Source organism: Tsuneonella amylolytica, from assembly GCF_003626915.1.
In the GTDB taxonomy this organism is placed as follows: domain Bacteria; phylum Pseudomonadota; class Alphaproteobacteria; order Sphingomonadales; family Sphingomonadaceae; genus Tsuneonella; species Tsuneonella amylolytica.
Genome location: NZ_CP032570.1, coordinates 1,248,563 through 1,269,916, shown reverse-complemented (window position 1 = coordinate 1,269,916; position 21,354 = coordinate 1,248,563). Strand labels below are relative to the sequence as shown.

The 21,354-nt window shown below is 69.3% G+C and carries 26 protein-coding genes and 2 pseudogenes; 14 read left to right on the top strand and 14 right to left on the bottom strand.

The genetic code is table 11. The features are described 5' to 3' along the window. Positions 1-67: 67 nt before the first annotated feature. Positions 68-1,015, bottom strand: a complete 948-nt coding sequence (locus D4766_RS06235; protein WP_120716672.1) for an IS1595 family transposase — start codon at positions 1,013-1,015, stop codon at positions 68-70. 203 nt (positions 1,016-1,218) lie between these two features. Between D4766_RS06235 and D4766_RS06230 the strand changes: the two genes are divergently transcribed. Then, positions 1,219-1,875, top strand: a complete 657-nt coding sequence (locus tag D4766_RS06230; RefSeq protein ID WP_120716671.1) for a YqaA family protein — start codon at positions 1,219-1,221, stop codon at positions 1,873-1,875. Here the strand turns inward: D4766_RS06230 and D4766_RS06225 are convergent. The 4 genes and pseudogenes from D4766_RS06225 to D4766_RS14190 all read right to left on the bottom strand — a co-directional run. Continuing rightward, a complete protein-coding gene (locus D4766_RS06225) occupies positions 1,872-2,303 on the bottom strand; it encodes an OsmC family protein (protein WP_120716670.1) in 432 nt (143 codons plus the stop codon). The two genes, D4766_RS06230 and D4766_RS06225, sit on opposite strands and share 4 nt — an antisense overlap. A gap of 52 nt (positions 2,304-2,355) precedes the next feature. After that, on the bottom strand, positions 2,356-3,135 hold the full coding sequence (locus D4766_RS06220; RefSeq protein WP_120716669.1) for a sulfite exporter TauE/SafE family protein: 780 nt from the start codon (positions 3,133-3,135) through the stop codon (positions 2,356-2,358). 4 nt (positions 3,136-3,139) lie between these two features. Then, positions 3,140-3,349 carry a YgaP family membrane protein gene (locus tag D4766_RS14195; protein ID WP_407701509.1) on the bottom strand — a complete coding sequence of 70 codons (210 nt, stop codon included), beginning with the start codon at positions 3,347-3,349 and terminating at the stop codon, positions 3,140-3,142. 57 nt (positions 3,350-3,406) lie between these two features. Beyond that, positions 3,407-3,667 (bottom strand): annotated as a pseudogene (locus D4766_RS14190) (rhodanese-like domain-containing protein); the annotation flags it as partial. A 127-nt stretch (positions 3,668-3,794) separates the two neighbouring features. Between D4766_RS14190 and D4766_RS06210 the strand changes: the two are divergent. Beyond that, entirely contained in the window at positions 3,795-5,297 is a 1,503-nt protein-coding gene (locus D4766_RS06210; protein ID WP_162935684.1) for a DUF2868 domain-containing protein, read from the top strand. Beyond that, positions 5,294-6,784 carry a DUF3482 domain-containing protein gene (locus D4766_RS06205; protein WP_120716667.1) on the top strand — a complete coding sequence of 497 codons (1,491 nt, stop codon included), beginning with the start codon at positions 5,294-5,296 and terminating at the stop codon, positions 6,782-6,784. The genes D4766_RS06210 and D4766_RS06205 overlap by 4 nt, the downstream gene beginning before the upstream one ends. Here the strand turns inward: D4766_RS06205 and D4766_RS06200 are convergent. Then, the gene (locus D4766_RS06200; protein ID WP_162935683.1) at positions 6,712-7,404 is read right to left on the bottom strand and encodes a Crp/Fnr family transcriptional regulator; all 693 of its coding nucleotides are present in this window, start codon (positions 7,402-7,404) and stop codon (positions 6,712-6,714) included. The two genes, D4766_RS06205 and D4766_RS06200, sit on opposite strands and share 73 nt — an antisense overlap. A 183-nt stretch (positions 7,405-7,587) precedes the next feature. Next, positions 7,588-8,058 carry an Lrp/AsnC family transcriptional regulator gene (locus D4766_RS06195; protein ID WP_162935682.1) on the bottom strand — a complete coding sequence of 157 codons (471 nt, stop codon included), beginning with the start codon at positions 8,056-8,058 and terminating at the stop codon, positions 7,588-7,590. A gap of 120 nt (positions 8,059-8,178) precedes the next feature. On the opposite strand from D4766_RS06195, the gene D4766_RS06190 reads away from it, so the two are divergent. After that, complete coding sequence (locus D4766_RS06190; protein ID WP_162935681.1) at positions 8,179-9,507, top strand: S41 family peptidase; 1,329 nt, start codon at positions 8,179-8,181, stop codon at positions 9,505-9,507. A gap of 23 nt (positions 9,508-9,530) precedes the next feature. On the opposite strand, the pseudogene D4766_RS14015 reads toward D4766_RS06190, so the two are convergent. The 6 genes and pseudogenes from D4766_RS14015 to D4766_RS06170 all read right to left on the bottom strand — a co-directional run. Then, positions 9,531-9,657 (bottom strand): annotated as a pseudogene (locus tag D4766_RS14015) (serine palmitoyltransferase); the annotation flags it as partial. Positions 9,658-9,669: 12 nt separating this feature from the next. Further along, positions 9,670-11,301, bottom strand: a complete 1,632-nt coding sequence (locus tag D4766_RS06185; RefSeq protein ID WP_120716664.1) for a hypothetical protein — start codon at positions 11,299-11,301, stop codon at positions 9,670-9,672. 4 nt (positions 11,302-11,305) lie between these two features. Then, positions 11,306-12,562, bottom strand: a complete 1,257-nt coding sequence (gene spt / locus D4766_RS06180) for a serine palmitoyltransferase (protein WP_194955797.1) — start codon at positions 12,560-12,562, stop codon at positions 11,306-11,308. Further along, the gene (locus tag D4766_RS06175; RefSeq protein WP_120716663.1) at positions 12,559-12,801 is read right to left on the bottom strand and encodes an acyl carrier protein; all 243 of its coding nucleotides are present in this window, start codon (positions 12,799-12,801) and stop codon (positions 12,559-12,561) included. Before D4766_RS06175 ends, spt begins: the two co-directional genes overlap by 4 nt. Before the next feature lie 103 nt (positions 12,802-12,904). After that, the gene (locus tag D4766_RS13770) at positions 12,905-13,066 is read right to left on the bottom strand and encodes a hypothetical protein (RefSeq protein ID WP_162935680.1); all 162 of its coding nucleotides are present in this window, start codon (positions 13,064-13,066) and stop codon (positions 12,905-12,907) included. A 90-nt stretch (positions 13,067-13,156) separates the two neighbouring features. After that, positions 13,157-13,522: a response regulator gene (locus D4766_RS06170; protein WP_120716661.1), complete on the bottom strand. Its 366-nt coding sequence runs from the start codon at positions 13,520-13,522 to the stop codon at positions 13,157-13,159. Between the two features lie 66 nt (positions 13,523-13,588). On the opposite strand from D4766_RS06170, the gene D4766_RS06165 reads away from it, so the two are divergent. From D4766_RS06165 to D4766_RS06145, 5 genes are read left to right on the top strand one after another with little or no spacing between them, the layout of a single operon-like run. Beyond that, positions 13,589-13,885, top strand: a complete 297-nt coding sequence (locus tag D4766_RS06165; protein WP_325049134.1) for a DUF3572 domain-containing protein — start codon at positions 13,589-13,591, stop codon at positions 13,883-13,885. After that, positions 13,882-14,517: an HAD family hydrolase gene (locus D4766_RS06160; protein WP_120716659.1), complete on the top strand. Its 636-nt coding sequence runs from the start codon at positions 13,882-13,884 to the stop codon at positions 14,515-14,517. The genes D4766_RS06165 and D4766_RS06160 overlap by 4 nt, the downstream gene beginning before the upstream one ends. Further along, on the top strand, positions 14,514-14,972 hold the full coding sequence (locus D4766_RS06155) for a RidA family protein (protein WP_120716657.1): 459 nt from the start codon (positions 14,514-14,516) through the stop codon (positions 14,970-14,972). The genes D4766_RS06160 and D4766_RS06155 overlap by 4 nt, the downstream gene beginning before the upstream one ends. Further along, positions 14,953-15,705 (top strand): glycerophosphodiester phosphodiesterase family protein, encoded by a 753-nt coding sequence (locus D4766_RS06150; RefSeq protein ID WP_234024912.1) that lies wholly within the window; start codon positions 14,953-14,955, stop codon positions 15,703-15,705. Before D4766_RS06155 ends, D4766_RS06150 begins: the two co-directional genes overlap by 20 nt. After that, complete coding sequence (locus D4766_RS06145) at positions 15,702-16,844, top strand: GNAT family N-acetyltransferase (RefSeq protein WP_120716655.1); 1,143 nt, start codon at positions 15,702-15,704, stop codon at positions 16,842-16,844. The genes D4766_RS06150 and D4766_RS06145 overlap by 4 nt, the downstream gene beginning before the upstream one ends. Before the next feature lie 27 nt (positions 16,845-16,871). Here D4766_RS06145 and D4766_RS06140 read toward each other — a convergent pair whose 3' ends face one another. Next, the gene (locus tag D4766_RS06140) at positions 16,872-17,201 is read right to left on the bottom strand and encodes an SEL1-like repeat protein (RefSeq protein ID WP_120716654.1); all 330 of its coding nucleotides are present in this window, start codon (positions 17,199-17,201) and stop codon (positions 16,872-16,874) included. Between the two features lie 274 nt (positions 17,202-17,475). Between D4766_RS06140 and dksA the strand changes: the two genes are divergently transcribed. The 5 genes from dksA (at position 17,476) to D4766_RS06115 (ending at position 21,343) form a co-directional block, all read left to right on the top strand. Continuing rightward, positions 17,476-17,934 carry an RNA polymerase-binding protein DksA gene (gene dksA, locus D4766_RS06135; protein WP_120716653.1) on the top strand — a complete coding sequence of 153 codons (459 nt, stop codon included), beginning with the start codon at positions 17,476-17,478 and terminating at the stop codon, positions 17,932-17,934. Between the two features lie 127 nt (positions 17,935-18,061). After that, positions 18,062-18,442 carry a PilZ domain-containing protein gene (locus tag D4766_RS06130; RefSeq protein WP_120716652.1) on the top strand — a complete coding sequence of 127 codons (381 nt, stop codon included), beginning with the start codon at positions 18,062-18,064 and terminating at the stop codon, positions 18,440-18,442. Between the two features lie 45 nt (positions 18,443-18,487). Then, positions 18,488-19,966: an ABC transporter substrate-binding protein gene (locus D4766_RS06125; RefSeq protein ID WP_120716651.1), complete on the top strand. Its 1,479-nt coding sequence runs from the start codon at positions 18,488-18,490 to the stop codon at positions 19,964-19,966. Positions 19,967-19,989: 23 nt separating this feature from the next. Then, complete coding sequence (locus D4766_RS06120) at positions 19,990-20,421, top strand: DUF4112 domain-containing protein (protein ID WP_234024911.1); 432 nt, start codon at positions 19,990-19,992, stop codon at positions 20,419-20,421. 133 nt (positions 20,422-20,554) lie between these two features. Further along, entirely contained in the window at positions 20,555-21,343 is a 789-nt protein-coding gene (locus tag D4766_RS06115; RefSeq protein ID WP_120716650.1) for a tryptophan 2,3-dioxygenase, read from the top strand. Positions 21,344-21,354 lie beyond the last annotated feature (11 nt).

Below are 21,354 nucleotides of genomic sequence, written 5' to 3'. Positions count from 1 at the left end.
TTTGGGTGCGCCACCTTGAACGACGACGAATTCGCGCGGTTGCGCGCTGGTCGTTCCGGCTAGTCAATCAGGAGTAAGTGAGACGTTTGCCGACAATGCCCTTCATCGCCTCGCCAGCGCGGGCACGGTCGTCAAAGCCATTCGCGGTGCGCGTGTTGTAGCGGAACTCAAACTCGGCAAGGTAGCGGTGCAGGTGGTGTTCGCCGCAATGCTGATACACGCCGCGCATACCGCGCTTGAAGATCGAAAACGCGCCTTCGACGGTATTCGTGTGGATGGTGCGATCGGTCTTGCTCACATAGTTGAACGCGCCGTGCATCGTGGTGCCATGCTCGGCAAACTCGCGGCCGATCTTGCGGTACATGGTTGCTTCGTCGGTCATGAGACGGGCTTCGCGGCTGATGTTGGCCGACACGATGGGGTGAATGTCGCCAGCGCGGGCGTTGTCGATATGGAACCAACGGCTCTGGCCGCTGTCACGGTCAACAAGGGCGAGGACAGCGCGCTTGTGGCCGGTGCCCTTCTGGAGAGCGCGACCGGCCTTGAAGCCGATGTAGGTCTCGTCAACTTCGACAGCGCCGCCGTTCGAACCGAAGGGAGCGGCAAGATCGCCAGAGCGCATGGCCTCGCGGATACGGTGGGCGAGGAACCAAGCGCTCTTGTACTGGACCTCTAGGACGCGGGCGAGCTGGTGGGCGCTGATGCCCTTCTTGCTCGACACGATAAGGTGCACCGCCTGGAGCATCTTGGTCAGGGGAAGGCGGGCGTGTTCGAACACGGTGCCGACCTTGACGGTGAACTGCTTGCGGCACTCGCCACACTTCTTGAGACCGTGGCGGACCTTGCCGTTCGGGTTCTTCTTGCTCGGCTTCGTGCGAACGCCCGAAAGATCGTACACGCGGCCGCCGGTCACGCCGCAATGCGGGCACACAACCCCACCGGCCCACACGATGCCCTCAAGATACTCGTAAGCCTTGGCTTCGTCGTGGAAGTGGGGGGAAGAAAGAACCGACACGGTGATATTGCTCCTTGTTAAGCATTATCTAGCACTTAGCCGTGGGTTTGTAAACTACATAATCGCGTTCCTCTAACCAACGAGCGTTACGATGTCAATCGCAAAGTGCCAAATAGGTTATCAATGGTTCGCGATTGTGCCGGTGCCTCGTCTGCCCTAGAGGGCCGCGCACGTCCGGACAGGCGGGCGGCAGGGAACGCACGATGCTTCGCAAGCTCTACGACTGGACGCTGGACAAGGCCGCACATCGGCACGCAGTCTGGTGGCTCGCGCTGATCAGCTTCATGGAAGCCAGTTTCTTTCCGATCCCGCCCCATCCGCTGCTCGGGCTGATGTGCCTTGCCGAGCCGAAGAAGGCCATCCGCTTCGCCGTGGTCGCGACTGCGGCGTCCGTGCTCGGCGGGCTGTTCGGCTATGCGATCGGATATTTCCTGTACGACACGGTCGGGCAGGCGATGCTCGGGATGCTCGGCCTGACGGACAAGTTTCCGGTTGCCGCCTGCCACCTGCGCGAGCGCGACTGGGAGGTCATCTTCCTCGCAGGCGCGACCCCGGTACCGTTCAAGCTGCTGACGATCACCGCGGGCTTCATCGAAATGGCGCTCGTGCCGTTCATCCTTGCGAGCATCGCCGGCCGGGCCCTGATCTTCATGACGGTGGGCATCCTGTTCCGTGTGTTCGGCGCGCCGATCAAGCGCATTATCGACAAGTACCTCGGACTGCTGACGACCGTCTTCGCGGTCCTCGTGGTCGGGGGCTTCCTGGCTCTTACGCTCCTGTCCGGCGGCGACGCGGCGAAAACCGATCGGTGTTCGTCGGCCACCGCCGTTCAGGAGGTCGCACAGACGCCCGGAGCTTAACCTTCGAACGTGGCGTCGAGGGTGATCTCGGCGTTCAGCAGCTTCGAGATCGGGCAGTTCGCCTTGGCTTCGTTGGCCAGGTCCATGAACTTCGCCTCGTCGATGCCTTCGACCGAACCTGTAAGCGTCAGGTCGGACCGGGTCACGGTGAACCCGTCGCCCTCTTTCTCCAGGCTGACCTTCGCGGTGGTCTTCAGCGTGCCTTCGGTGTGCCCCGCCTTCTCGAGCGCGAAGCTCAGGGCCATGGTGAAGCAGCTTGCATGCGCGGCCGCGATCAGTTCTTCGGGATTGGTGCCGGGCTTGTCCTCGAAGCGAGTCTGGAAGCCGTAGGGTTGGTCCGACAGCGCGCCCGACTGGGTGCTGACGTGGCCTTTGCCGTCCTTGCCCAGCCCGTCGTACTGTGCGCTGCCCGATTTCACGATTGCCATTTGGTGTGTCTCCTTCGCATGGGGAGACGGCCGGGCGGCGCACTCGTTCCGGTCAGAGGCTGGTCGCCACGACGAACGCGCCCACCGCGATGACGACCGCGGCGAACCCGCGTTCGAGCAGATTCTTGCGCGCCGCGAGCCGCTTGCCCGCGAGGCGGCCGAGGACCGAACCCGCGATCCCGCCCGCCACCAGCCACGCGACGAGGCCCCAGTCCACGTAGCCCGACAAGGCGTAGGAGCCGGCAGTCGTCGCGCCCAGCGCGGTGACCACGACCAGCGAGGTCCCCACCGCCATTCCGATGGGCATCGCCGTCGCCGCGATGAGGCCCGGCACGATGAGGAACCCGCCACCGATCCCGAAGAAGCCCGCGAGCAGACCGACCGCGAGACCCGCCGCAGCGAGGCGGGGAAGGAGGTGGCGCGCGGTGGAGCGATCGAGATGCACGTCGGGATCGCCGCCCCCCTTGCGCCCGCGCAGCATCAGCGCGCCGACCACCACCATCAGTCCGCCGAACGCGGCGAGGAGCGCCGCCCCGTCGATGGCCTTGCCGGCCTCCGCGCCCAGTGCTGCGCCGAGCACGCCGGCGGCGGCGAACACGATGGCCCAGTTCCACTTGACCGTCCCGGCCCGTGCATGGTCGGCAAGCCCGGCCGCGGCGTTGAGCGCGACCGCGACCGCCGCGGTGCCGATCGCGGCGTGCGGGCTCGCGACGCCGACCACGTAGACCAGAAGCGGCACCGCCAGGATCGAGCCGCCCCCGCCGACGAGGCCGAGCACGAAGCCGATCAGCGTGCCCGACGCCAATGCGAGGAGGACAGTGACGGGCTCCATCGCATCAGGCGGATGCGGGGGCGGGGGCGGCGGCGCGGCGGTTCCACGGCATTAGCGCGAGGAGATGCGCCATTCCGCACCATCCGCTCACTCCGGCGAAGGTCAGGCCTGCGCCGACGAAGGCGCTGAGGCCGAACCACGCGGGCCCGACGGTGAAACCGAGGAGCACCCCGGCGAGGATCATCACTCCCGCGGCGATCTGGCCCTGGCGCATGATCTCGATCGGCTGGCTGCGGTCTTCCGCCACCGGCAGCCCGGCCTTGCGCCACGCGTCGAGGCCGCCGTTGAGCACATAGCTTTCACCATTGCAGAGCGCCGCGAGGCTTGCGCGATTGGCGCCGGTGCGCATGCCCGACTTGCAGAGGAACACCGCCGGACCCGCACCGAGCGGATCGGTCGAACCGAGCGGCACGTTCCTCGCGCCGGGCACGTGAATGCGTGCGAATTCCGCGGGCGAGCGGACGTCGATCAAGGCGGCACCGTCCTCGACCAGGCGGCGGGCATGGGCGGGCGAAACGGTCTGACAGGTCATCATGCTTCCTATATATTAGACTTGCCTAATATTGCAAGGGCCGATTTGGATGGTGCCAAGTCCGCCCGCCCGGAACGCGGCGGCGCGCAGGTTCGTTGTGATGGTCACGGCAGGGCAAGGGGGCCGCATGACCGAAGACGAAGCGAGACAGGTGGAACTCGTCCGGGCGATCGAACTCGAGGACCGCGACGGTCTGCTGTTCACCCGCGAGGACCGCGATCAGGCCGATGCCCGCGCCCGCGTGGCCGTCGGCGGAGGGACCGGTCGCCGCGCCGATGCGCGCTTCGTCGCCGCGCGGGCCGACTTCGCCACCACCCGCATCGCGACCCGCCATCCGGGCATCGCGGGCCTGCTCGAGAAAGGGCGCTGGACGCGATGGCTCGCGATCCTGTTGCCACTCGTCGCGCTTGCCGCCGGATTGCTCGCGAACGAGTTCGGCACCGCCAAGCGGCTCGACCTGCTGGCCGTCCCGTTGCTCGGCACGATCGCGTGGAACCTCCTCGTCTATCTCTGGCTGGCTGGTACTGCGCTGACCGGGCGCGGGCATGTTTCGGCCGTGCCGCTGGCCGATCTGGCGGGCCGCGCGAATCACGCCGGCCGGCGGGAGTTCGAGGCCGGTACGCCGATCGACCGCGCCGCGCTCGCGTTCCGCCGCCGCTGGGCCGCGCTCACCGCGCCGCTCGCCTCGGCCCGCACCGCGCGCACGCTCCACCTCGGCGCGGCGCTGTTCGCCGCCGGGCTCATCGCCGGCATCTACGGCCGCGCGCTGGTGACCGAATACCGCGCGGGCTGGGAGAGCACGTTCCTCTCCGCCCCCGCCGTCCACGCGCTGCTGTCCACGGTGCTCGGCCCGGCGAGCGCGCTGACCGGGGTCGCCATCCCCGGCGTGCCCGGTATCGAGGCGATGCGCTGGACCGGACCGCAGGCGGGCGCCCTCGGTGGAGGCGTCAATGCGGGGCCGTGGATCCACCTCTACACGGTGACGATGGCGGCGCTCGTGATCGTACCGCGCCTGGCGCTCACGGCATGGCAGGGGGCCCGCGCGCTGCGGCTGGCGCGCACACTGCCCGTGGCGGGGCGCGACAATTTCTACGTCCGCCGGCTGCTGCGCGCCAGCGGCGGCCGGGCCGGAGCCGTGCGCGTGACCCCCTATGCCGCGAAGCCCGGCGAGGAGACCCGCCGCCGTCTCGCCTCGGCCCTGCGCGCCGCGCTCGGCGACAGCGCCGAGGTGCGCTTCGACGAGGACGTTGCCTACGGCGCCGAGGACGGCTGGCTCGCCGCCCATCCCCCCGCCCCGGACGACGACTACCACGTCCTGCTGTTCACCCTCGCCGCGACGCCCGAGGCGGAGAACCACGGCGCGCTCGCCCGCCAGATCGCCGATGCCCTGCGCCGCGATCATCCCGGCACCGTGCTCGCCGCGATCATCGACGAAAGCGGCTACCGCGCGCATTTCGCGGGCCAGGCGGGGCTGGAGGAACGGGTCGCCCAGCGCCTCGCCGCATGGCGCGCGGTGCTGGGCGAAGCCGGGGTGACGCCGCTGGGCATCGACCTGTCGGACAGCCCTGACGGCGACCTCGCCCAGAAGATCGAGCGCGGGCTGCTGCCCGACGCGGAGATGCGCCGATGACCCTCGAAGCGCCCGCCGCCACCGGCACCACCGTCAACTTGAGCCTGGTGAGCCACACCAACGTCGGCAAGACCACGCTCACCCGCACGCTGCTCGGACGCGACGTCGGCGAAGTGCGCGACGCGGCGCACGTCACCGACCTTTCCACCGGCTACGTCCTCGTCCAGGCGGGGGAGGACACGCTGATGCTGTGGGACACCCCCGGCTTCGGCGACACCGCGCGGCTGCTGTCGCGCCTACGGCAGAGCGGCAATCCCATCGGCTGGTTCCTGACCCAGGTCTGGGACCGCTGGCGCGAGCGGCCGCTGTGGTCGAGCCAGCAGGCGGTCAAGAACGTGCGCGAGGAAGCCGACGTCATCCTCTACCTCGTCAACGCGGCGGAAGATCCGGCGGCGGCGGGCTACGTCGGGCTGGAAATGGAGGTGCTCGGCTGGATCGGCAAGCCGGTGGTCGTCCTCCTCAACCAGATGGGTCCCCCGCGCGGCGACGTGTCGAACGAGATCGCGCGGTGGTCGGACATCGGAACATCGGGACAGGTCCGCGCGGTCCTGCCGCTCGATGCCTTCGCTCGGGTTTGGGTGCAGGAAGGCGCGCTGCTCGATGCCGTCGCGCCGCTGCTGCCGCCCGAAAAACAGCCCGCGATGGCGGGCCTGCGGGCGCGGTGGGAAGAACTCAATCGCACGCGTTTCGACCAGTCGATGGCGGTGCTCGCCCGGTATCTCGCCGCCGCGGCGAAGGACCGCGAGACGGTCGACGAACCCGGCTGGCAGGGCAAGGTCGCCGCCGCAGTCACCGGCACGTCTCGCGGGGATCGCGCGGCGCGCAAGTCGATGCAGGCTTTGGGCGGCCGGCTGGCGGAAGCGACCGCAACCTCCACCGACGAACTCATCCGGCTCCACAACCTGTCGGGCAAGGCGGCCAGGACCGTGCTCGAACGGGTGAGCGACGACTACGCCCACGCCGAAAAGACGCCGGAAGGTGCCGCCGCCGTGCTGGGCGGAATGGCCTCGGGCGCGGTGGGCGGCCTTGCCGCCGACCTCGCGGCGGGCGGGCTGACGCTGGGCGGCGGGATGATCGTGGGCGCGGTGCTCGGCGCACTGGGCGCGACCGGCATCGCCAAGGGCATCAACCTCGCGCGCGGGGAAGACGGATCGAGCGTGCGCTGGTCGGAGGATTTCATGGAACGCCTCGCCGCGACCGCGCTGCTGCGCTACCTCGCCGTCGCGCACTACGGCCGCGGGCGGGGCGAATGGAGCGAAGGCGAACACCCGCCGCACTGGCCCCCGGTGGTCGAGGCCGAGATCGCCCGGCACAAGTCCGCGCTAACCGCCGCGCGCAAGGCAAGGGACGGCGAGGCGGCGGAGCTCTACACGACCGTTATGCGGGACAGCGGAACGGCGGTCCTCGCCGCGCTCTACCCCGACGCGCGGCCCGCGATCGACAGCGCGCGCAAGCCGGCGGGATCGACGATCTCGAGCTTACCGTAGCCGCGGCGCGCAAGTCCTTCCCGCTCCAACTCGGCCAGGGCGGAAAGCGCGCTTGCCCGGCTCACGCCCAAAAGGTCCCCTAGTTCCTGCTGCGTGATCGCGACGAGGCCGGGTGTGCCGCCGGACAGGTTGGCGAGCAATGCGGCCATGCGCGAAGCAGTCGATCCGCGGCGAAATCCGGCGAGCAGGTTCAGCGTTTCCTGGAACTGCCGCGCTATCGCCCCCAGGACCATGCGCACCACGGCGGGATCGCTCGCCAGCGCAGCCTCGTAGGCATGGCGGGGGATCGCCTTCAGGCGCACCTCGCCGCGCGCGACCGCATCGACAACCTTCGGGCGTCCACCAAGGACCGCGAGCTCTCCATACGAATCGCCCGGCCCGAGCAAGGCAAGGCCGCGAAAGTCGCCGTCGCCGGCGAACTGGCCGAGCGACACCGACCCTTCCTCGATCAGCCAGATCCCATCGGCCACATCGCCCCGCAACTGGATGATCTGGCCATCGGCGAAGGAGCGTATCGGCAGGTGGCTTGCGAGGTCCTCCCGTATTTCGGGGGAAAGCGCGCGGAACAGCATCGTCGCGCTGGACGAGCGCTTCGCCGCAGATTGTCTAATTCTGGACATTTCAGATCGGTCCCTACCGATATGCCTTGTCCCCAACAAGCCGGCGATCGGTCCGGCCATCTGGATTACCCGGTTTCGCATCCGTCACGGCTTGCGAGCACAGGAGAGGAGGCGGCCGCACAGGTCAGACCCCCTTCGGGCGCGACGGCCGGGACGGGACACACCGTTCCGGCCGTCATACCGTCACTTCGCCAAGTCCAGAGGCCACGCGGTGGTGAACTTGCGCCGCTTCTTCACGAAGCGCGTCTCGTACCGTCGCACCGCCGGATCGTCCGCCAGCGCGGAATCGGCAAAGGCGTTGAACGCGTCCATGTCGGGCACGACCACCAGCAGCAGCAGGTCGAACGGGCCGGCGACTTCGAGGACGACCTGAACCTCCGGCCGCGCCTCCAGCCGGCTAAGGAGCTGCCCGACCGGCGCGAGCGCGTGACGATCGAGCTGGATGTCGACCATCGCCGACAGGAACGGGCCGATCCGCTCGCTCACCACCGCGCGGTCGGCAACGATCGTGCCGTCCTCGCGCATCCGCCTTATGCGTCGCGCGATCGCCGATGGCGACAGCGCTACATCCCGGGCGAGATCTTCCGCGGTCGCCAGCGCATCCTCCTGCAACAGGGCCAGGAGCTTGCGATCATAGGCGTCCCATTCGCGCATTTGCGGCAACGATCCGTATTCGAGCGCCCGAAACGGGCAAATCGCAGGCCATCTTTGCCCACACCGCGCGGCACGGCCAAGATAAAAGGAGGCGGTATTTACCCCTCGAAAGGCAAGCCCATGTCCGCTTCCGTCCGCCCGTTCCTGGTAGCGATCGCCATGGCGCTCAGCGCAACCCCGGCCGCGTTGGCCGTCGCGGCACCCGCCGCACCGCAGGCCGCCGAAGCAGCCGCGCTCGATCCGGTCGCGGTCGTCGACAGGGTGCGTTCGCTGTTGCGCGACCGCTACGTGATCGCAGAGACCGGCGCCGCGCTCGATGCCGCGCTCGCGAGGGCGCAGGCCGACGGCGCCTTCGCGGGACTGTCGGGAGCGGCGCTGGCCGAAGCGGTCAACCGGGTGATGGGCGCAGTCACCCCCGACGGGCATCTCGGCGTGTCGTACAATCCCGCCTTCGCCGCCGACCTCGCATCCCGGCCGGCAGGCACGGCCGCGCAGGACGAGGGCCCGACGCCGGCGATGGTACGGTCGGTCGCGCTCAACAATGCGGGCGTCGCGAAGCTCGAAGTGCTGCCCGGCAACGTGCGCTACATGGATTACACAGGCTTCATGTGGGGCACGCCCGCAGCCGAAGCGGCGATCGCGAACGCTATGCAGTTCCTGCGTGGCGGGTCCGCGGTGATCGTCGACCTGCGGCGCAACGGCGGCGGCGAACCGGATGCCGTCGCCGATCTCGCGAGCTGGTTCCTGCCCGCCGGCACGCCGCTGATGCAGTTCCAGACGCGGGGCGGGCCGATCGAGACCTCGGCCACCACGGCCAAGCCGTTCTCGCTCGCCGATCGGCCGGTGTACGTGCTGACGTCGAAGCGCTCGTTCTCCGCCGCCGAGGAGTTCGCAGCGCACGTCTCCGCGTTCGGCTTCGGCACGCTCGTGGGCGAAACGACGGGCGGAGGCGGTTTCAACAACGATTTCTATCCGCTGCCCGGCGGACTGGTGATCTCGGTCTCGACCGGACAGGCGATCCAGCTGAAGACCGGGAAGGGCTGGGAAGGCGTCGGCATCGCCCCGGCAATCGCGGTATCGCAGGACGTCGCACTGGAGCGGGCGCAGGCCGAGGCACTGACCGCGCTCGCGGCGACAGGACCGGACGACGAAAGGCCGGTGCTCGAACGGCTTGCCGAGGTCTATCACGCACAGGCCGCACCGATCGAACCCGCGCGTCCGCTGCCGGACTACGCGGGAACCTTCGGGGCGGTGACGGTGGCGCTGGCGGGCGACCGGCTCGTGGCCGAAACGCCGATGGGGCCGACCGAGCTCGTCGCGCTCGGCGGCGATACCTTCGCCCCGAAGGACCAACCCGCGATGCGCGCGATCTTCACCTTCGAAAGCGGCCGGCCGAGCGCGATCGAACTCGCCGGTTCACGGGGAACCCGCCGCTTCCCTCGGACCTGACTGCCGAAATCAGACTGCCACGATCAAACGATCCCCATCGCCTTGCCCGCGCTCGAACATGCCGAGGATCGTCTCGCCCTTTTCCGCCGAATGTTCGGCGCACAGCGAGCAGCGCAGCAGGGTCATTCTAACCCGGGTCGCCGCCGGGCGAATCGCCGCCGGCTAGATCCCGAAGGCCTTCAGCGCGGCGTCGAAGGCGCCTTCCAGCCCGCCGCGCACGCCCTTGCGGCGGCCCGCCATCGGCGCTTCCTCGAGCACCAGGATGCCGTGCGCGCCCCCGTCGGCATCGCTGACCCGGTCGCGGAACAGCGGCTCGCGCCCGAACAGGTAGGGCGGGAAAGTCTCGCTGCGCGCCACGCTGTAGGCGGTCTCGGCGGAAAACCCGATCAGCTGGTCCTGCGCGAACCGTCGCCCGCTCTCCGCGCGCTCGACGCGGACCCCGCGGCCGCCCTTGACGACCAGAGTGCCGGGCCCGTGGAACACGAGGTAGCGGAACTGGAACGTCAGCCACGCGTGCAGCGTGCCGAAGCGCCAGCGGCTGCGGATTGGCATCGGACTCCCGGCGGGCTGGACGATCGCCGCGAGCGCGCGCGGCTGCAGCACGAGGGCGGCCCCGTCCGGCAGGTCGATGCGCGCGATCTCCGCGAACGGATCGTCGCGGGCCGAAATGCCGAATGTCTTCCCCGCGCCCGACCCCCGCGTGAGGAAGACCATGCCGCTGGCGATGCTGGACAGCAGGTGCCGCCAGCTCAGCACCCAGCGGTGGTCGGTCGTCGCATCGTCGGGGGTCGATTGCAGGTAGCCCTGCCGTACGAGGATTTCCTCGTCCTCGCCCAGCGCCAGCGAAAGGGTCGGCCGGGAACCGCCCCCGGCGCGCGGTACGGCCCCGGTGGCAGAAGGCCCGGAGAGCCGGATCGGCCTGCCGCGCTCCACCATCGGGGCGAGCGCGAAATAGAACAGCGTGCGGATAGCGAAAGGCGCGAGCAGAATGCCGAGCAGCGCGACGAACGCCATCCAGGCGATGTCCCGCACCGTGCGATTGTCGATGTTCGCGGACGGGTCGGGCAGGTTCTCCAGCGCATCGGCGGTAAACGCATCGTAACGCTCGCGGGCGGATGCGAGTGCGCGGTTCGCCGCAAGCGCCGCGTCGCGTGTCGCGGTCCAGCGGTCGCGTTTGCCGCATTCGCGGGCCTTGCCGGCCTGCAAGGTGTCGCGCTCGTCGAGGACGATGGCGCGGTATTCGCGGCGGATCGCGTTGTCGCTCTCGAACCGCTCGAGCCGGGCGGTCCACATGGCACAGGTCCGCGTCGCCGCCGCGATCGATCGCGCGGTCGGCACGCGGGGATAGCGGGTCTGCGCGTCGCGCGCCGCCGCCAGGTTGCGCGCCTCCTGCAACAGTCCGATCTCGGCATTGAGCGCGTTGCCGCGCAGTTCCAGGCGCTTGCGGGCGAGGATGCGCGAGGGGCGCACGGCATCCAACCAGCCGCCGCCGCCCGCCAGCTCTCTGTCGATAGCCCCGCGGCTTGCCCGGGCCGCGGCGATGCGACCGTCGATCGCCGCGAGCGATTGCGTCTCGAGCGCCTGCGATTGCCGGGCGAGCGCGGCGCGCGCCGCGTCGTAGTCGGCGGCGAGCGCGGCGCGAAGCTCGCCCGCACCCATCGCATCCTCGCGCAGCCGGTCGGGGGCGAGCCCGTCCTTCATGGCCGGCCACGCGAAGACGAAGAACGCGATAGCCGCGCACAGGAGGACGTAGAGAAACCCCGTTCGCGCCAGCCAGGCGAAGACGGCCTTCACCCGGTCAGGGCTCGATGATCCCCACCGCCTTGCCCGCGCGCTCGAACATGCCGAGGATCGTCTCGACCTCTCCCGCCGAATGTTCGGCGCACAGCGAGCAGCGCAGCAGGGTCATGTTGGCCGGGGTCGCCGGGGGTCTCGCGAGGTTGACGTAGAGCCCTTCCTTCAGGAGCGCCTCCCACATGGCCGCGCCGCGCTGTAGGTCGGGCATGATGACCGCCACGATCGCGCTCTGCGGCTCCTTCGTGCCGAGCTCGAAGCCCAGCGCGGTCAGCCCCTGGTGCAGACGCTTGGAATTCTCCCACAGGTGCGCGCGCTTGTTCGACCCGTGCATCAGCTTGCGGATGCTGGTGGCCGCGGTCGCCACCACGCTGGGCGGGAGGCTCGCGGTGAAGACGTAGGGGCGGCAGACCAGCCGCATGATCTCGAACTTGGGGTGGTTCGAAACGCAGAAGCCGCCGACGGTGCCGACGGACTTGGAAAACGTGCCGATGATGAAGTCGCAGTCGTCGATCACGCCCGCCGCCTCGCATACGCCGCGGCCGTGCTCGCCGATGAAGCCCATCGAGTGCGCCTCGTCCACCAGCACCATCGCGCCGTGCTTCTTGGCGACCGCGACCATTTCCTTCAGCGGCGCGATGTCGCCGAGCATCGAATAGACGCCCTCCAGGATCACGAGCTTGCCCGCGCCTTCGGGGATGCGGCCGAGCCGCTTGTCCATCGCCTCGATGTCGTTGTGCTTGAACGGCACCACTTCGGCATCGCCCAGCTTGCAGCCGTCCCAGATGCTCGCGTGGCTGTCGATGTCGAGGACGATGTAATCGCCCTTGCCGGCGATCGTGCTGATGATGCCGAGGTTGGCCTGGTACCCGGTGGAAAACACCATGGCGTGGTCCATCGCGTAGAATTCGCGGAGCGCGTCCTCGACCGCCCGGTGCCCCTGGTAGGTGCCGTTGAGTACCCGGCTTCCGGTCGTGCCCGCGCCGAATTCCTCCAGCGCCTGCTTGCCCGCCGCGATCACGTCCGCATCGAACGTCATGCCCATGTAGTTGTAGGTGCCGAGCAGGATCGTGTCGCGCCCATTGCAGATCGCGCGGGTGGGGGAAAGGACCTTCTCCATCACCAGGCTGAAGGGATCCTCCTGCCCGGTCGACAGCAGCCCCTCGCGCATGGCGATGAGGTCGTCGAACTTCGAGAACAGGTCCTTTCCGTCTCCCTCCAGCACTTCCGGCCGGTCGGGCTGGACGATGCCCTCGCTCACTTGTTCACCATGTCGGCGACCGCGTCGACGAGGTCGCCCCAGGTCTCGATTTCAGCCTGCTGGTTCATGCTGATGATGATGTCGAACTCGTCCTCGATCGCGGCGACGAAATCCATCACCGTCAGGCTGTCGAATTCGAGATCGCCGGCAAAGCTCGTGTCCTCGTCGATAGCCACGCCCTTCTTGTTGAAGGGTTCGGCGAGAGTGCGGATGCGGGCGTCGACTTCTGCGCGGTCCATGGGGCTGGCTGTCCTGTGTCTGCGGCCTCCGCCCGGGCGGAAGGCATGTGCCGGGGTTCAGCCTGCGGGAAAGCGGCCTGCCGCGCCGCTTGTCAAGAGCAGGTCACGGGGCCGGCGGTTTCGGCGGCAGTTCCTTGATCGCGATGTCGGTGCAGCCGCGATCGGCGAAACCGGCCGAAATCAGTTCGGCCGCGGGGCGGTTCTCGGTGAGGACGACCTCGTCCACGCCCGAACAGTTGGCGGTTATCCGCCAGCGCATCGTCATGATCTGTACCCGAAGTGTGCGATTGATTCTCGTGCTGGTGAACTTCCGAATAACCGAAAGTTTCCCGCCGTGCCACTCCTTGTCCGTCCGTCAGCCGAAGAGCCCTCTCACCGCCGCCATGAACGGGCCGATGCTGACCGGCTTCGACAGGTATCCGCTGGCGCCCGCATCGCGGATGCGCTGCTCGTCGCCCTTGCCGGCGTAGGCCGTGACCGCCAGCACGGGAATCGCCGCCAGCGCGCCGTCGCGGCGCATCGCCTCGATGAGGTCGACGCCCGACACACCCGGAAGCTGGATGTCCATGATCACGAGGTCGGGATCGAACGCGCGCGCGGCGTTCAGCACCAGCTCGCCGTCGGCCACCGGCTCGACCTCGAAACCGGTCGCGCGCAGCACGTCGCAGAACAATTTCCGGTTGAGGTCGTTGTCCTCGACAACGAGGATTCTCTTTGCCACTGCGGCGGCTCTCCCATTGCACCGGGCCGGTTGCGTGAGCGTCGCGCTTAGGGCCCCGGAAGGACACTGACAATTACCGCCGACATACACCATCATTCCGGAGACGCCGACACGCTGGCGCTCTCCGCGCTTGGCTGGGTGCTGGCCGACGACGACCGGGCCGAACGCCTGTTGTCGCTGACCGGCCTGACGCCCGAGGTCCTGCGCGACAATCTCACCGACCGTACCACTCTCGCCGCCGTGCTCGACTATCTCGCGGCGCACGAGCCCGACCTGATGCTCGCGGCCGATGCGCTCAACGTCGCGCCGGATCGGCTGGTCGCCGCCCGCCGCGAACTGGCCGGCCGGGAGACGTTCGAATGAGCCGCCCCCTGGTGATTTCCGACTGCGACGAGGTGCTGCTCTACATGGTCGCGCCCTTCCGCGACTGGCTGGGCGAAAGCCAGGGCGTCAGGTTCGAGATGGTCGGCAACGATTTCGCCGGCGCGATGAAATACGCCGAAACCGGCGAGGGCGTGCCGCCCGACGAGATCTGGCGGCTGCTGCGCGGCTTCTTCGATACCGAGATGCACCGCCAGACGCCAATCCCCGGCGCGGTGGAGGCAATGGCGCGGCTGGGCGAGGAGGCCGACGTCGTCGTGCTCACCAACCTCACCGACCGGCACCGCGAGATGCGTTTCGAACAGCTCGCCGGCCACGGCATCCACGCGCGCGTCTTCACCAACCAGGGCCCCAAGGGCCCGGCGCTGAAGGCGATCATGGACGAATACGCGCCGAGCCGCGCGGTCTTCATCGACGATCTCGCCCAGCATCACGCCTCGGTCGGCACCGACGTGCCGGGGGTGCGCCGCCTGCACCTGTGCGGCGAACCGATGCTGGCGGGCCGCATCGCCTGTGCCCACGCGGCGGGCAACGCCCACGCGCGCATCGACACATGGGAGCATGCCCTGCCGTGGCTGCTCGACCAACTGAACACGCAAGAGGAAAACGCATGAGCATCGATACCCGCCTCAATGAACTCGGCATCGAGCTGCCCGCCGCGGCCGCGCCGGTCGCGGCCTATGTTCCCGTGGTCGTCCACGGGGGGCTCGCCCATGTTTCGGGCCAGTTGCCGTTCGTGAATGGCGAACTGGTGAAGGGCCGGCTGGGCGAAAACGTCACCCTCGACGACGGCGTGGCCGCCGCACGCGCCTGCGGGCTCATGATCCTCGCGCAGCTGAAGGCGGCGCTGGGTTCGCTCGACCGGGTCGAACGGATCGTCAAGCTGGGCGCGTTCGTCAATTCGACCGGCGAGTTCGACGGGCAGCCCAAGATCGCCAACGGCGCCAGCGAACTGATGGCCGAGGTCTTCGGCGAGGCCGGCAAGCATGCGCGCAGCGCGGTCGGCGTGCCGATCCTGCCGCTCGGCGCCGCGGTCGAGGTCGACGCGATTGTCGCCATCCGGGACTGATACCGCGCGCGGCGGCTGGCTCGGCGCGTGGACTTACGCGCATCGCGGCCTGCACGGTGCGGCGGGAGAGGGCGGGGCTGCCGAGAATGCGCCCGAAGCCTTCGCCGGTGCGATCGCGCGGGGGCTCGGCATCGAATGCGACGTGCAGGTCACCCGCGACGGGCGGGCGGTGGTCTTCCACGACTGGGATCTCGACCGACTGACCGGCGAGACCGGCGCGGTGCGCGAGCGCGATGCCGAGACGCTGACCGGAATCGCCCTGTTAGATAGCGCCGATACCGTCCCGACGCTGGAGAGCGTGCTGGCGCAAGTCGCGGGCCGGGTGCCGCTGCTGATCGAAGTGAAATCGAAACGCGCGATCGACCCTGCGCCCCTGTGTGCCGCGGTGAAGGCCGCGCTTGCGGGCTACACCGGCGATGTCGCGGTGATGAGCTTCGATCCGCGGGTGCCGCACTGGTTCCATCGCCATGCGCCGGCCACCGTGCGCGGCCTCGTGGTGACCGAGGAGGGCAAGGGCGAGGCGCTCGGCCCGGTCGAAAGGCGGCTCGCGGTAGCCCACGCGAAGCCCGACTTTCTCGCCTGCGACGTGCGCGACCTGCCCAGCCGCTTCGCATCGGCGCACCGGGCGAAGGGGATGCCAGTCCTTACCTGGACCGTCCGGACGCCCGAACTGCGCGAGCGCGCGGCGCGCCACGCGGACGCCGCCATCGCGGAAGGGGCGGGGCTGGCATGAGCGACCTCGTCGCCCGCATGGCCGGTTCGGTGGGTGAGCTTCCCGCCGCCGACTGGGATGCGTTGACCGCCGGGGGGACCGACCGCGGCAACCCGTTCATGCGCCACGGCTTTCTCTCGGCGCTGGAGGATTCGGGCAGCGTGGGGGACGGCACCGGCTGGCTCCCCGCGCCGCTGGTGATCGAGGAGGGCGGCAAGCTCGTCGCCGCGCTGCCGGCCTATCTCAAGGGGCACAGCCAGGGCGAATATGTCTTCGATCACGCATGGGCCGACGCGTGGGAGCGGGCGGGCGGGCGCTACTACCCCAAGCTTCAGGTCGCCGCACCCTTCACGCCCGCGAGCGGGCCGCGGGTGCTGACGCAGCGGCTCGAACTGGTCGAACCGCTGCTCGGTTTCGCGCAGCAGTTCGCGGATGCGAACAACCTGTCGGGCATCCACGCGACGTTCGTCGAGCCTGAACAGGTTCCGCTGTTCGAGGCGGCCGGCTGGCTGATCCGCCACGACATCCAGTTCCACTGGCAGAACCGCGACTACCGCACCTTCGACGATTTCCTCGCCGATCTCGCCAGCCGCAAGCGCAAGGCGATCCGCAAGGAACGCGAAGCGGCGCAGGAAGGGGTGGAGATCCGCCGCCTGTCGGGTTCCGACATCCGGCCCGAACACTGGGACGCCTTCTGGCATTTCTACCAGGATACCGGCAGCCGGAAATGGGGCCGGCCCTACCTCACCCGCGAGGCGTTCGACCTCCTCGGCGAGCGGATGGGCGATGCGATCGTGCTGGTGCTGGCGTTCGAGGACGGCGAACCCATCGCGGGCGCGCTCAATTTCGCTGGGGGCGATGCACTCTACGGCCGGTACTGGGGCTGCACGCGCGAGAAGCGCTTCCTGCATTTCGAGCTGTGCTATTACCAGGCGATCGACGAGGCGATCGAGCGCGGGCTAGCCCGGGTGGAGGCCGGCGCACAGGGCCAGCACAAGATCGCCCGCGGCTACGGCCCGGTGCAGACCACCTCGGCCCACTGGATCGCCGATCCGGGTTTCAGCAAAGCGGTCGCCGATTTCCTCGATCGCGAGCGCGAAGGCATCGCGGTCGATGCCGAGTGGCTGTCCGAACGCACTCCGTTCCGCAAGGGGCCCTGACGGGCCGCCTGCCCGGGTCGGGCGGCGTCAGGCGGCGCGGCGGTGGCCGGCCGAGAGCCACTCGCGCGCGCGGCGCTGGGCTTCGGCGATCTCGCGCGCGGTCATTTCGTCCGACACGTCGGCGCGGCACCAGGCGGCGTCCTCGTGCCCCTTGGCGGCGGCGAGGTTGAACCACTTGTGCGCCTCGACGAGATCGCAGGCGAGGCCGTGGCCCCCGGTCGAATACGCGACGCCGAGGTCGAACAGGGCCGATACGACGCCCTGCGCCGCGGCGGCGAGGCATTGCGCCACCACAAGGTCGGCGATCTTCGTTCCGTTGGGAAGTCCGGCTCCCCCTTCGATCGTACGCAGTTCCATGTCGTGTCCCCCAGTCCGGCACGCCCCCTCGCGGCCGTGGGCACACTTCAAGCGGGATATGGCTAACAACCCGTTAACGATGATCGCGAAAAGCGAGAGGTTGCTGCCGCACCCGTTCGAACGCGCTTAAGTTTGGCCGACCTAGGGGCGCGCTTTCGGAAAGGGCGCTTGTGCCGATTCCGGCCCGTCCCTATAGGCCCGCGCAAAGCGCCAGACGGGTCGCCGGGGTCGCCGGGGGCGGGGGTAGGGCGCTCAGGGTTTGAGAGGACCTTCGATGGCCACTTCGGCGGCGAACGACATCGACGTACTGGAACAGGCGAAACGGGCGCTGGCGCCCGACTACCTGCCGTCCGAGGACGAGGAGTACATGAACGCGGCGCACCAGGATTACTTCCGGGTGCTGCTGCTGGAATGGAAGCACTCGATCCTGGCATCGTCCAGTGCCACCCTGCAATCGCTGCAGGACGGGCCGATGCGCGAGCCCGATCTCAACGACCGCGCCTCAAGCGAAACCGACTGGGGCATCGAGCTGAGAACGCGCGACCGGCAGCGCAAGCTCATCGCCAAGATCGACGCGGCGCTGCGCCGGCTCGACGCGGGCGAATACGGCTTCTGCGAGGTGACCGGCGATCCCATTGGCCTCAAGCGGCTGGTCGCGCGCCCCGTCGCGACCATGACGGTCGAGGCGCAGGAAGCTCACGAACGCCGCGAGAAAGTCTCCCGCGACGACTGATCCGGGCAGTTCTGCGCACGCTCCGTTTAGCCTTCGTTAGACATCCGCGTTTACCGGTTTTGCGCGAAGGCGCGGGTAATTCCGCGCGTGCGGATATTCCGGCGACGAGAAAGGGCACGGGCGGACAATGTCGGGCGTCGACACACGGCACATCAATCGCGACAGCCTGTTCCTGATGGCCGACATCCGGCTGGAAGGCGACACCGCCACGCATCGCGTCAAGGTGCGCAACCTGTCGGCGGCCGGGATGATGGCCGAAGGCGACCTGCCGGTCCTGCGCGGCACCCGCATGACGGTCGAACTGCGCAATCTCCCCCCGGTGGACGGCAGCGTGGCGTGGGTGCAGGACCAGCGCTTCGGCATCGCCTTCGCCCGCGAGATCGACCCCAAGGCACCGCGACCGCAGGTGGGCGGCAATGGCGATCTCGACACCCCGCGCTACGTCCGCCCGTCCACTATCGCGCCGCCGGGTACCGAAGGACGCACGGCGCGCCTGCGGAATATCTAGGCGCGGTCGCTGACGAACCGCGGCCGACCTGCTAGTCGGCTGCGCATGACCCGCCGCCGTTCCATCTCCCGAACACTCGCGACTGCGGCCGTGCTGGCCGCCGCGCTGGCCGGGTGCGGGTCGGCCGACGACGAGAGCGCGGTGGCCATCGCGTGGATCGGCACCGCCGACGCGCCGTTCGACACGGGCCTGCGCCTGTCCCCGCCCGCCCAGGCCATCCGCGCCGCGACCGCCGAGGGGCTGGTATCGCTCAACGAGACCGGCGAGGTCGTCCCCGCGCTCGCCGAGCGGTGGATCGTGACCGACGACGGGCTGAGCTACATCTTCCGCCTGCGCAATTCGGACTGGCCGGCGGGCGAGGGCGGCGCGCCCGAACCCATCGACGCCGACGAGGTGCGCGATTCGCTGCGGCGGACCTTGCGCGAACTGCGCGGCACCTCGCTCGGCCTCGACTTCGCCGCGGTGACCGACGTGCGGGCGATGACCGGGCGGGTGATCGAGATCCGGCTGGCGAGCCCGGTCCCCGATTTCCTCCAGCTGCTCGCGCAGCCCGAACTGGGCCTGTTCCACAAGAAGCGCGGCGCCGGACCGCTGACGCTGACCCGCACCGGCGACGTCGCCCGGCTCGCGCTGCTGCCGCCCGAGGCGCGCGGCCTGCCCACGCGCGAGGACTGGCGCGAGGGCACCCGGCCGCTGGTGCTGAAGGCGATGGACGCGCGCGCCGCGGTCGCGGCGTTCCGCAGCGGCGCGGTCGACATCGTGCTCGGCGGCACGCTTCCCGATTTCCCGCTCGCGGATTCCGGGCCGCTGTCGCGCGGCAACGTCCGGCTCGACGCGGCGCAGGGGCTGATGGGCCTCAAGGTCATGCGCGCCGAAGGGCTGCTGGAAGACGCCGGCCGGCGCGAGGCGCTGTCGATGGCGATCGAGCGCGATACGCTGATCGCGCCCTTCAACATCGCCGGGTGGGAGCCGAGCACCCGCATCGCGCCGTCGGCCATCGCGGCCGGCGCGCCCGAGCGCTGGGCCGGCCAGACGATCGAACAACGCCGCGCGGTCGCCCGCCAGCGGATCGCCGGCTACGGCGGCGAGCGGCGGGTGACGGTTTCGCTGCCCGATGGCCCCGGCTCCGACCTGCTCCTGCGCGAACTCGCCGCCGACTGGGCCGAGATCGGGGTCGCCGCGGTCCGCGCGCGCCCGGGCGAGACCGCCGACCTCGCGCTCGTCGACGCCGTTGCCCGCTTCGGCAGCCGGCGGTGGTATCTCGACCAGTTCGCCTGCGCGGTGCGGCGTGCGCTCTGCTCGCCCGAGGCCGACGCGCTGGTCAGGGAATCGGCGGCCGTCGCCGACCCGGTCGCGCGCGAGACGATGCTGGCCGAGGCCGAGGCGCGCCTGACCGCGCAGGGCACCTACATTCCGCTCGGCGCGCCGGTCCGCTGGTCGATGGTCCGCGGCACGATCGCCGGGTTCGCCGAGAACCGCTGGGCGGTCCATCCCTTGCCCCCGCTCGCCGCCGGACCCACATGACGGATCGAAGGAGAGCGCCGCCGATGGAACCGCCGTCCGATCCGCGTCCGACCGGGGCCCGCCCGATGGGCCTCGAGCTTCCGATCGGCAGCGATCACGTCTCCGTCCGCCGCCGGATCGAGGCGATGGAGCAGCTTCTGGAAAACAGCTTCGTCCTGCCCGGCACCAGTCGCCGCGTGGGACTCGACGCGATCGTGGGGCTGGTCCCCGTAATCGGCGATTTCGTATCTGCCGCGATGGGCATGTATATCGTGTGGGAAGCCCGCAACCTCGGCATGCCGAAGTGGAAGCTGTGGCGAATGACCGGCAACGTCGCCTTCGACACCGCAGTCGGCGCGGTGCCGGTGGTGGGCGATGCGTTCGATTTCCTGTTCCGATCGAACACCCGCAATCTGAAAATCGTCAAGCGCCACCTCGACAAGCACCACCCGGCGACCCGCACGATAGACGGGTAATCCCCAGTCCCGCTCGTCCTGAGCTTGTCGAAGGACGCCGTGCGACCTCTGACCTTGGTGAGGCACCCTTCGACAGGCTCAGGGTGAGCGGGAGCCGGTTTTTATTCGCGGTGACATATCCTAGAGGCCGCCCATGTCCGACGTCACCTATTCGAGCTACCTCGACCTCCCCAAGCTCCTCTCGGCGCAGCACCCGGCATCGGGCGCGCACGACGAGATGCTGTTCATCATCGTCCACCAGGCGAGCGAGCTGTGGCTCAAGCTGTGCCTCCACGAACTCACCGCCGCGCGCGCGTGCATCCGCGCCGACGACCTGCGCCCGGCGTTCAAGATGCTGGCCCGGGTCGCCCGCGCGCAGGGCCAGCTCATCCATTCGTGGGAAGTGCTGAGCACGATGACCCCGGCGGATTATTCGCAGGTCCGCCCGCACCTGTCGAGCTCGAGCGGGTTCCAGAGCGCGCAGTACCGGCTGATGGAATTCCTCATGGGCGGCCGGAACCCCGACATGGTGACGATGCACGAGGCGACGCCCGACGTGGCGGCGGACCTGCGCGCCGAACTCGCCCGGCCAAGCCTCTACGACGAGGCGGTGCGGCTGCTCGCGCGGCGCGGCTTCGCGATTCCCGCCGAGGTGCTGGAGCGCGACCACCACGGCGGCTGGACCCCCTCCCCGGGGGTAGAGGCGGCCTGGGCGGAGATCTACCGCAAGCCGCAGGACCACTGGGACCTCTACGAACTCGCCGAGAAGCTCGTCGATCTCGAATACCATTTCCAGCGCTGGCGCTTCGGCCATTTGAAAACGGTCGAGCGCATCATCGGCTTCAAGCGCGGGACCGGCGGGACGGCGGGCGTGCCCTATCTCGAAGGCGTGCTGAAGCAGGCCTTCTTCCCCGAACTGCTCAGCGTGCGGACGGCGATCTAGCCACCGCCCGG

Coding starts and splice junctions, on each gene's coding strand:
- D4766_RS06225 (WP_120716670.1), bottom strand. CDS start 2,303: ATGGCAATCGTGAAATCGGGCAGCGCACAGTACGACGGGCTGGGCAAG.
- D4766_RS06230 (WP_120716671.1), top strand. CDS start 1,219: ATGCTTCGCAAGCTCTACGACTGGACGCTGGACAAGGCCGCACATCGG.
- D4766_RS06145 (WP_120716655.1), top strand. CDS start 15,702: ATGAGCGACCTCGTCGCCCGCATGGCCGGTTCGGTGGGTGAGCTTCCC.
- D4766_RS06140 (WP_120716654.1), bottom strand. CDS start 17,201: ATGGAACTGCGTACGATCGAAGGGGGAGCCGGACTTCCCAACGGAACG.
- D4766_RS13770 (WP_162935680.1), bottom strand. CDS start 13,066: ATGACGATGCGCTGGCGGATAACCGCCAACTGTTCGGGCGTGGACGAG.
- D4766_RS06130 (WP_120716652.1), top strand. CDS start 18,062: ATGTCGGGCGTCGACACACGGCACATCAATCGCGACAGCCTGTTCCTG.
- D4766_RS06175 (WP_120716663.1), bottom strand. CDS start 12,801: ATGGACCGCGCAGAAGTCGACGCCCGCATCCGCACTCTCGCCGAACCC.
- dksA (WP_120716653.1), top strand. CDS start 17,476: ATGGCCACTTCGGCGGCGAACGACATCGACGTACTGGAACAGGCGAAA.
- D4766_RS06220 (WP_120716669.1), bottom strand. CDS start 3,135: ATGGAGCCCGTCACTGTCCTCCTCGCATTGGCGTCGGGCACGCTGATC.
- D4766_RS06190 (WP_162935681.1), top strand. CDS start 8,179: ATGTCCGCTTCCGTCCGCCCGTTCCTGGTAGCGATCGCCATGGCGCTC.
- D4766_RS06155 (WP_120716657.1), top strand. CDS start 14,514: ATGAGCATCGATACCCGCCTCAATGAACTCGGCATCGAGCTGCCCGCC.
- D4766_RS06160 (WP_120716659.1), top strand. CDS start 13,882: ATGAGCCGCCCCCTGGTGATTTCCGACTGCGACGAGGTGCTGCTCTAC.
- D4766_RS14195 (WP_407701509.1), bottom strand. CDS start 3,349: ATGCGCCAGGGCCAGATCGCCGCGGGAGTGATGATCCTCGCCGGGGTG.
- D4766_RS06210 (WP_162935684.1), top strand. CDS start 3,795: ATGACCGAAGACGAAGCGAGACAGGTGGAACTCGTCCGGGCGATCGAA.
- D4766_RS06120 (WP_234024911.1), top strand. CDS start 19,990: ATGGAACCGCCGTCCGATCCGCGTCCGACCGGGGCCCGCCCGATGGGC.
- D4766_RS06195 (WP_162935682.1), bottom strand. CDS start 8,058: ATGCGCGAATGGGACGCCTATGATCGCAAGCTCCTGGCCCTGTTGCAG.
- D4766_RS06205 (WP_120716667.1), top strand. CDS start 5,294: ATGACCCTCGAAGCGCCCGCCGCCACCGGCACCACCGTCAACTTGAGC.
- D4766_RS06200 (WP_162935683.1), bottom strand. CDS start 7,404: ATGTCCAGAATTAGACAATCTGCGGCGAAGCGCTCGTCCAGCGCGACG.
- D4766_RS06125 (WP_120716651.1), top strand. CDS start 18,488: ATGACCCGCCGCCGTTCCATCTCCCGAACACTCGCGACTGCGGCCGTG.
- D4766_RS06115 (WP_120716650.1), top strand. CDS start 20,555: ATGTCCGACGTCACCTATTCGAGCTACCTCGACCTCCCCAAGCTCCTC.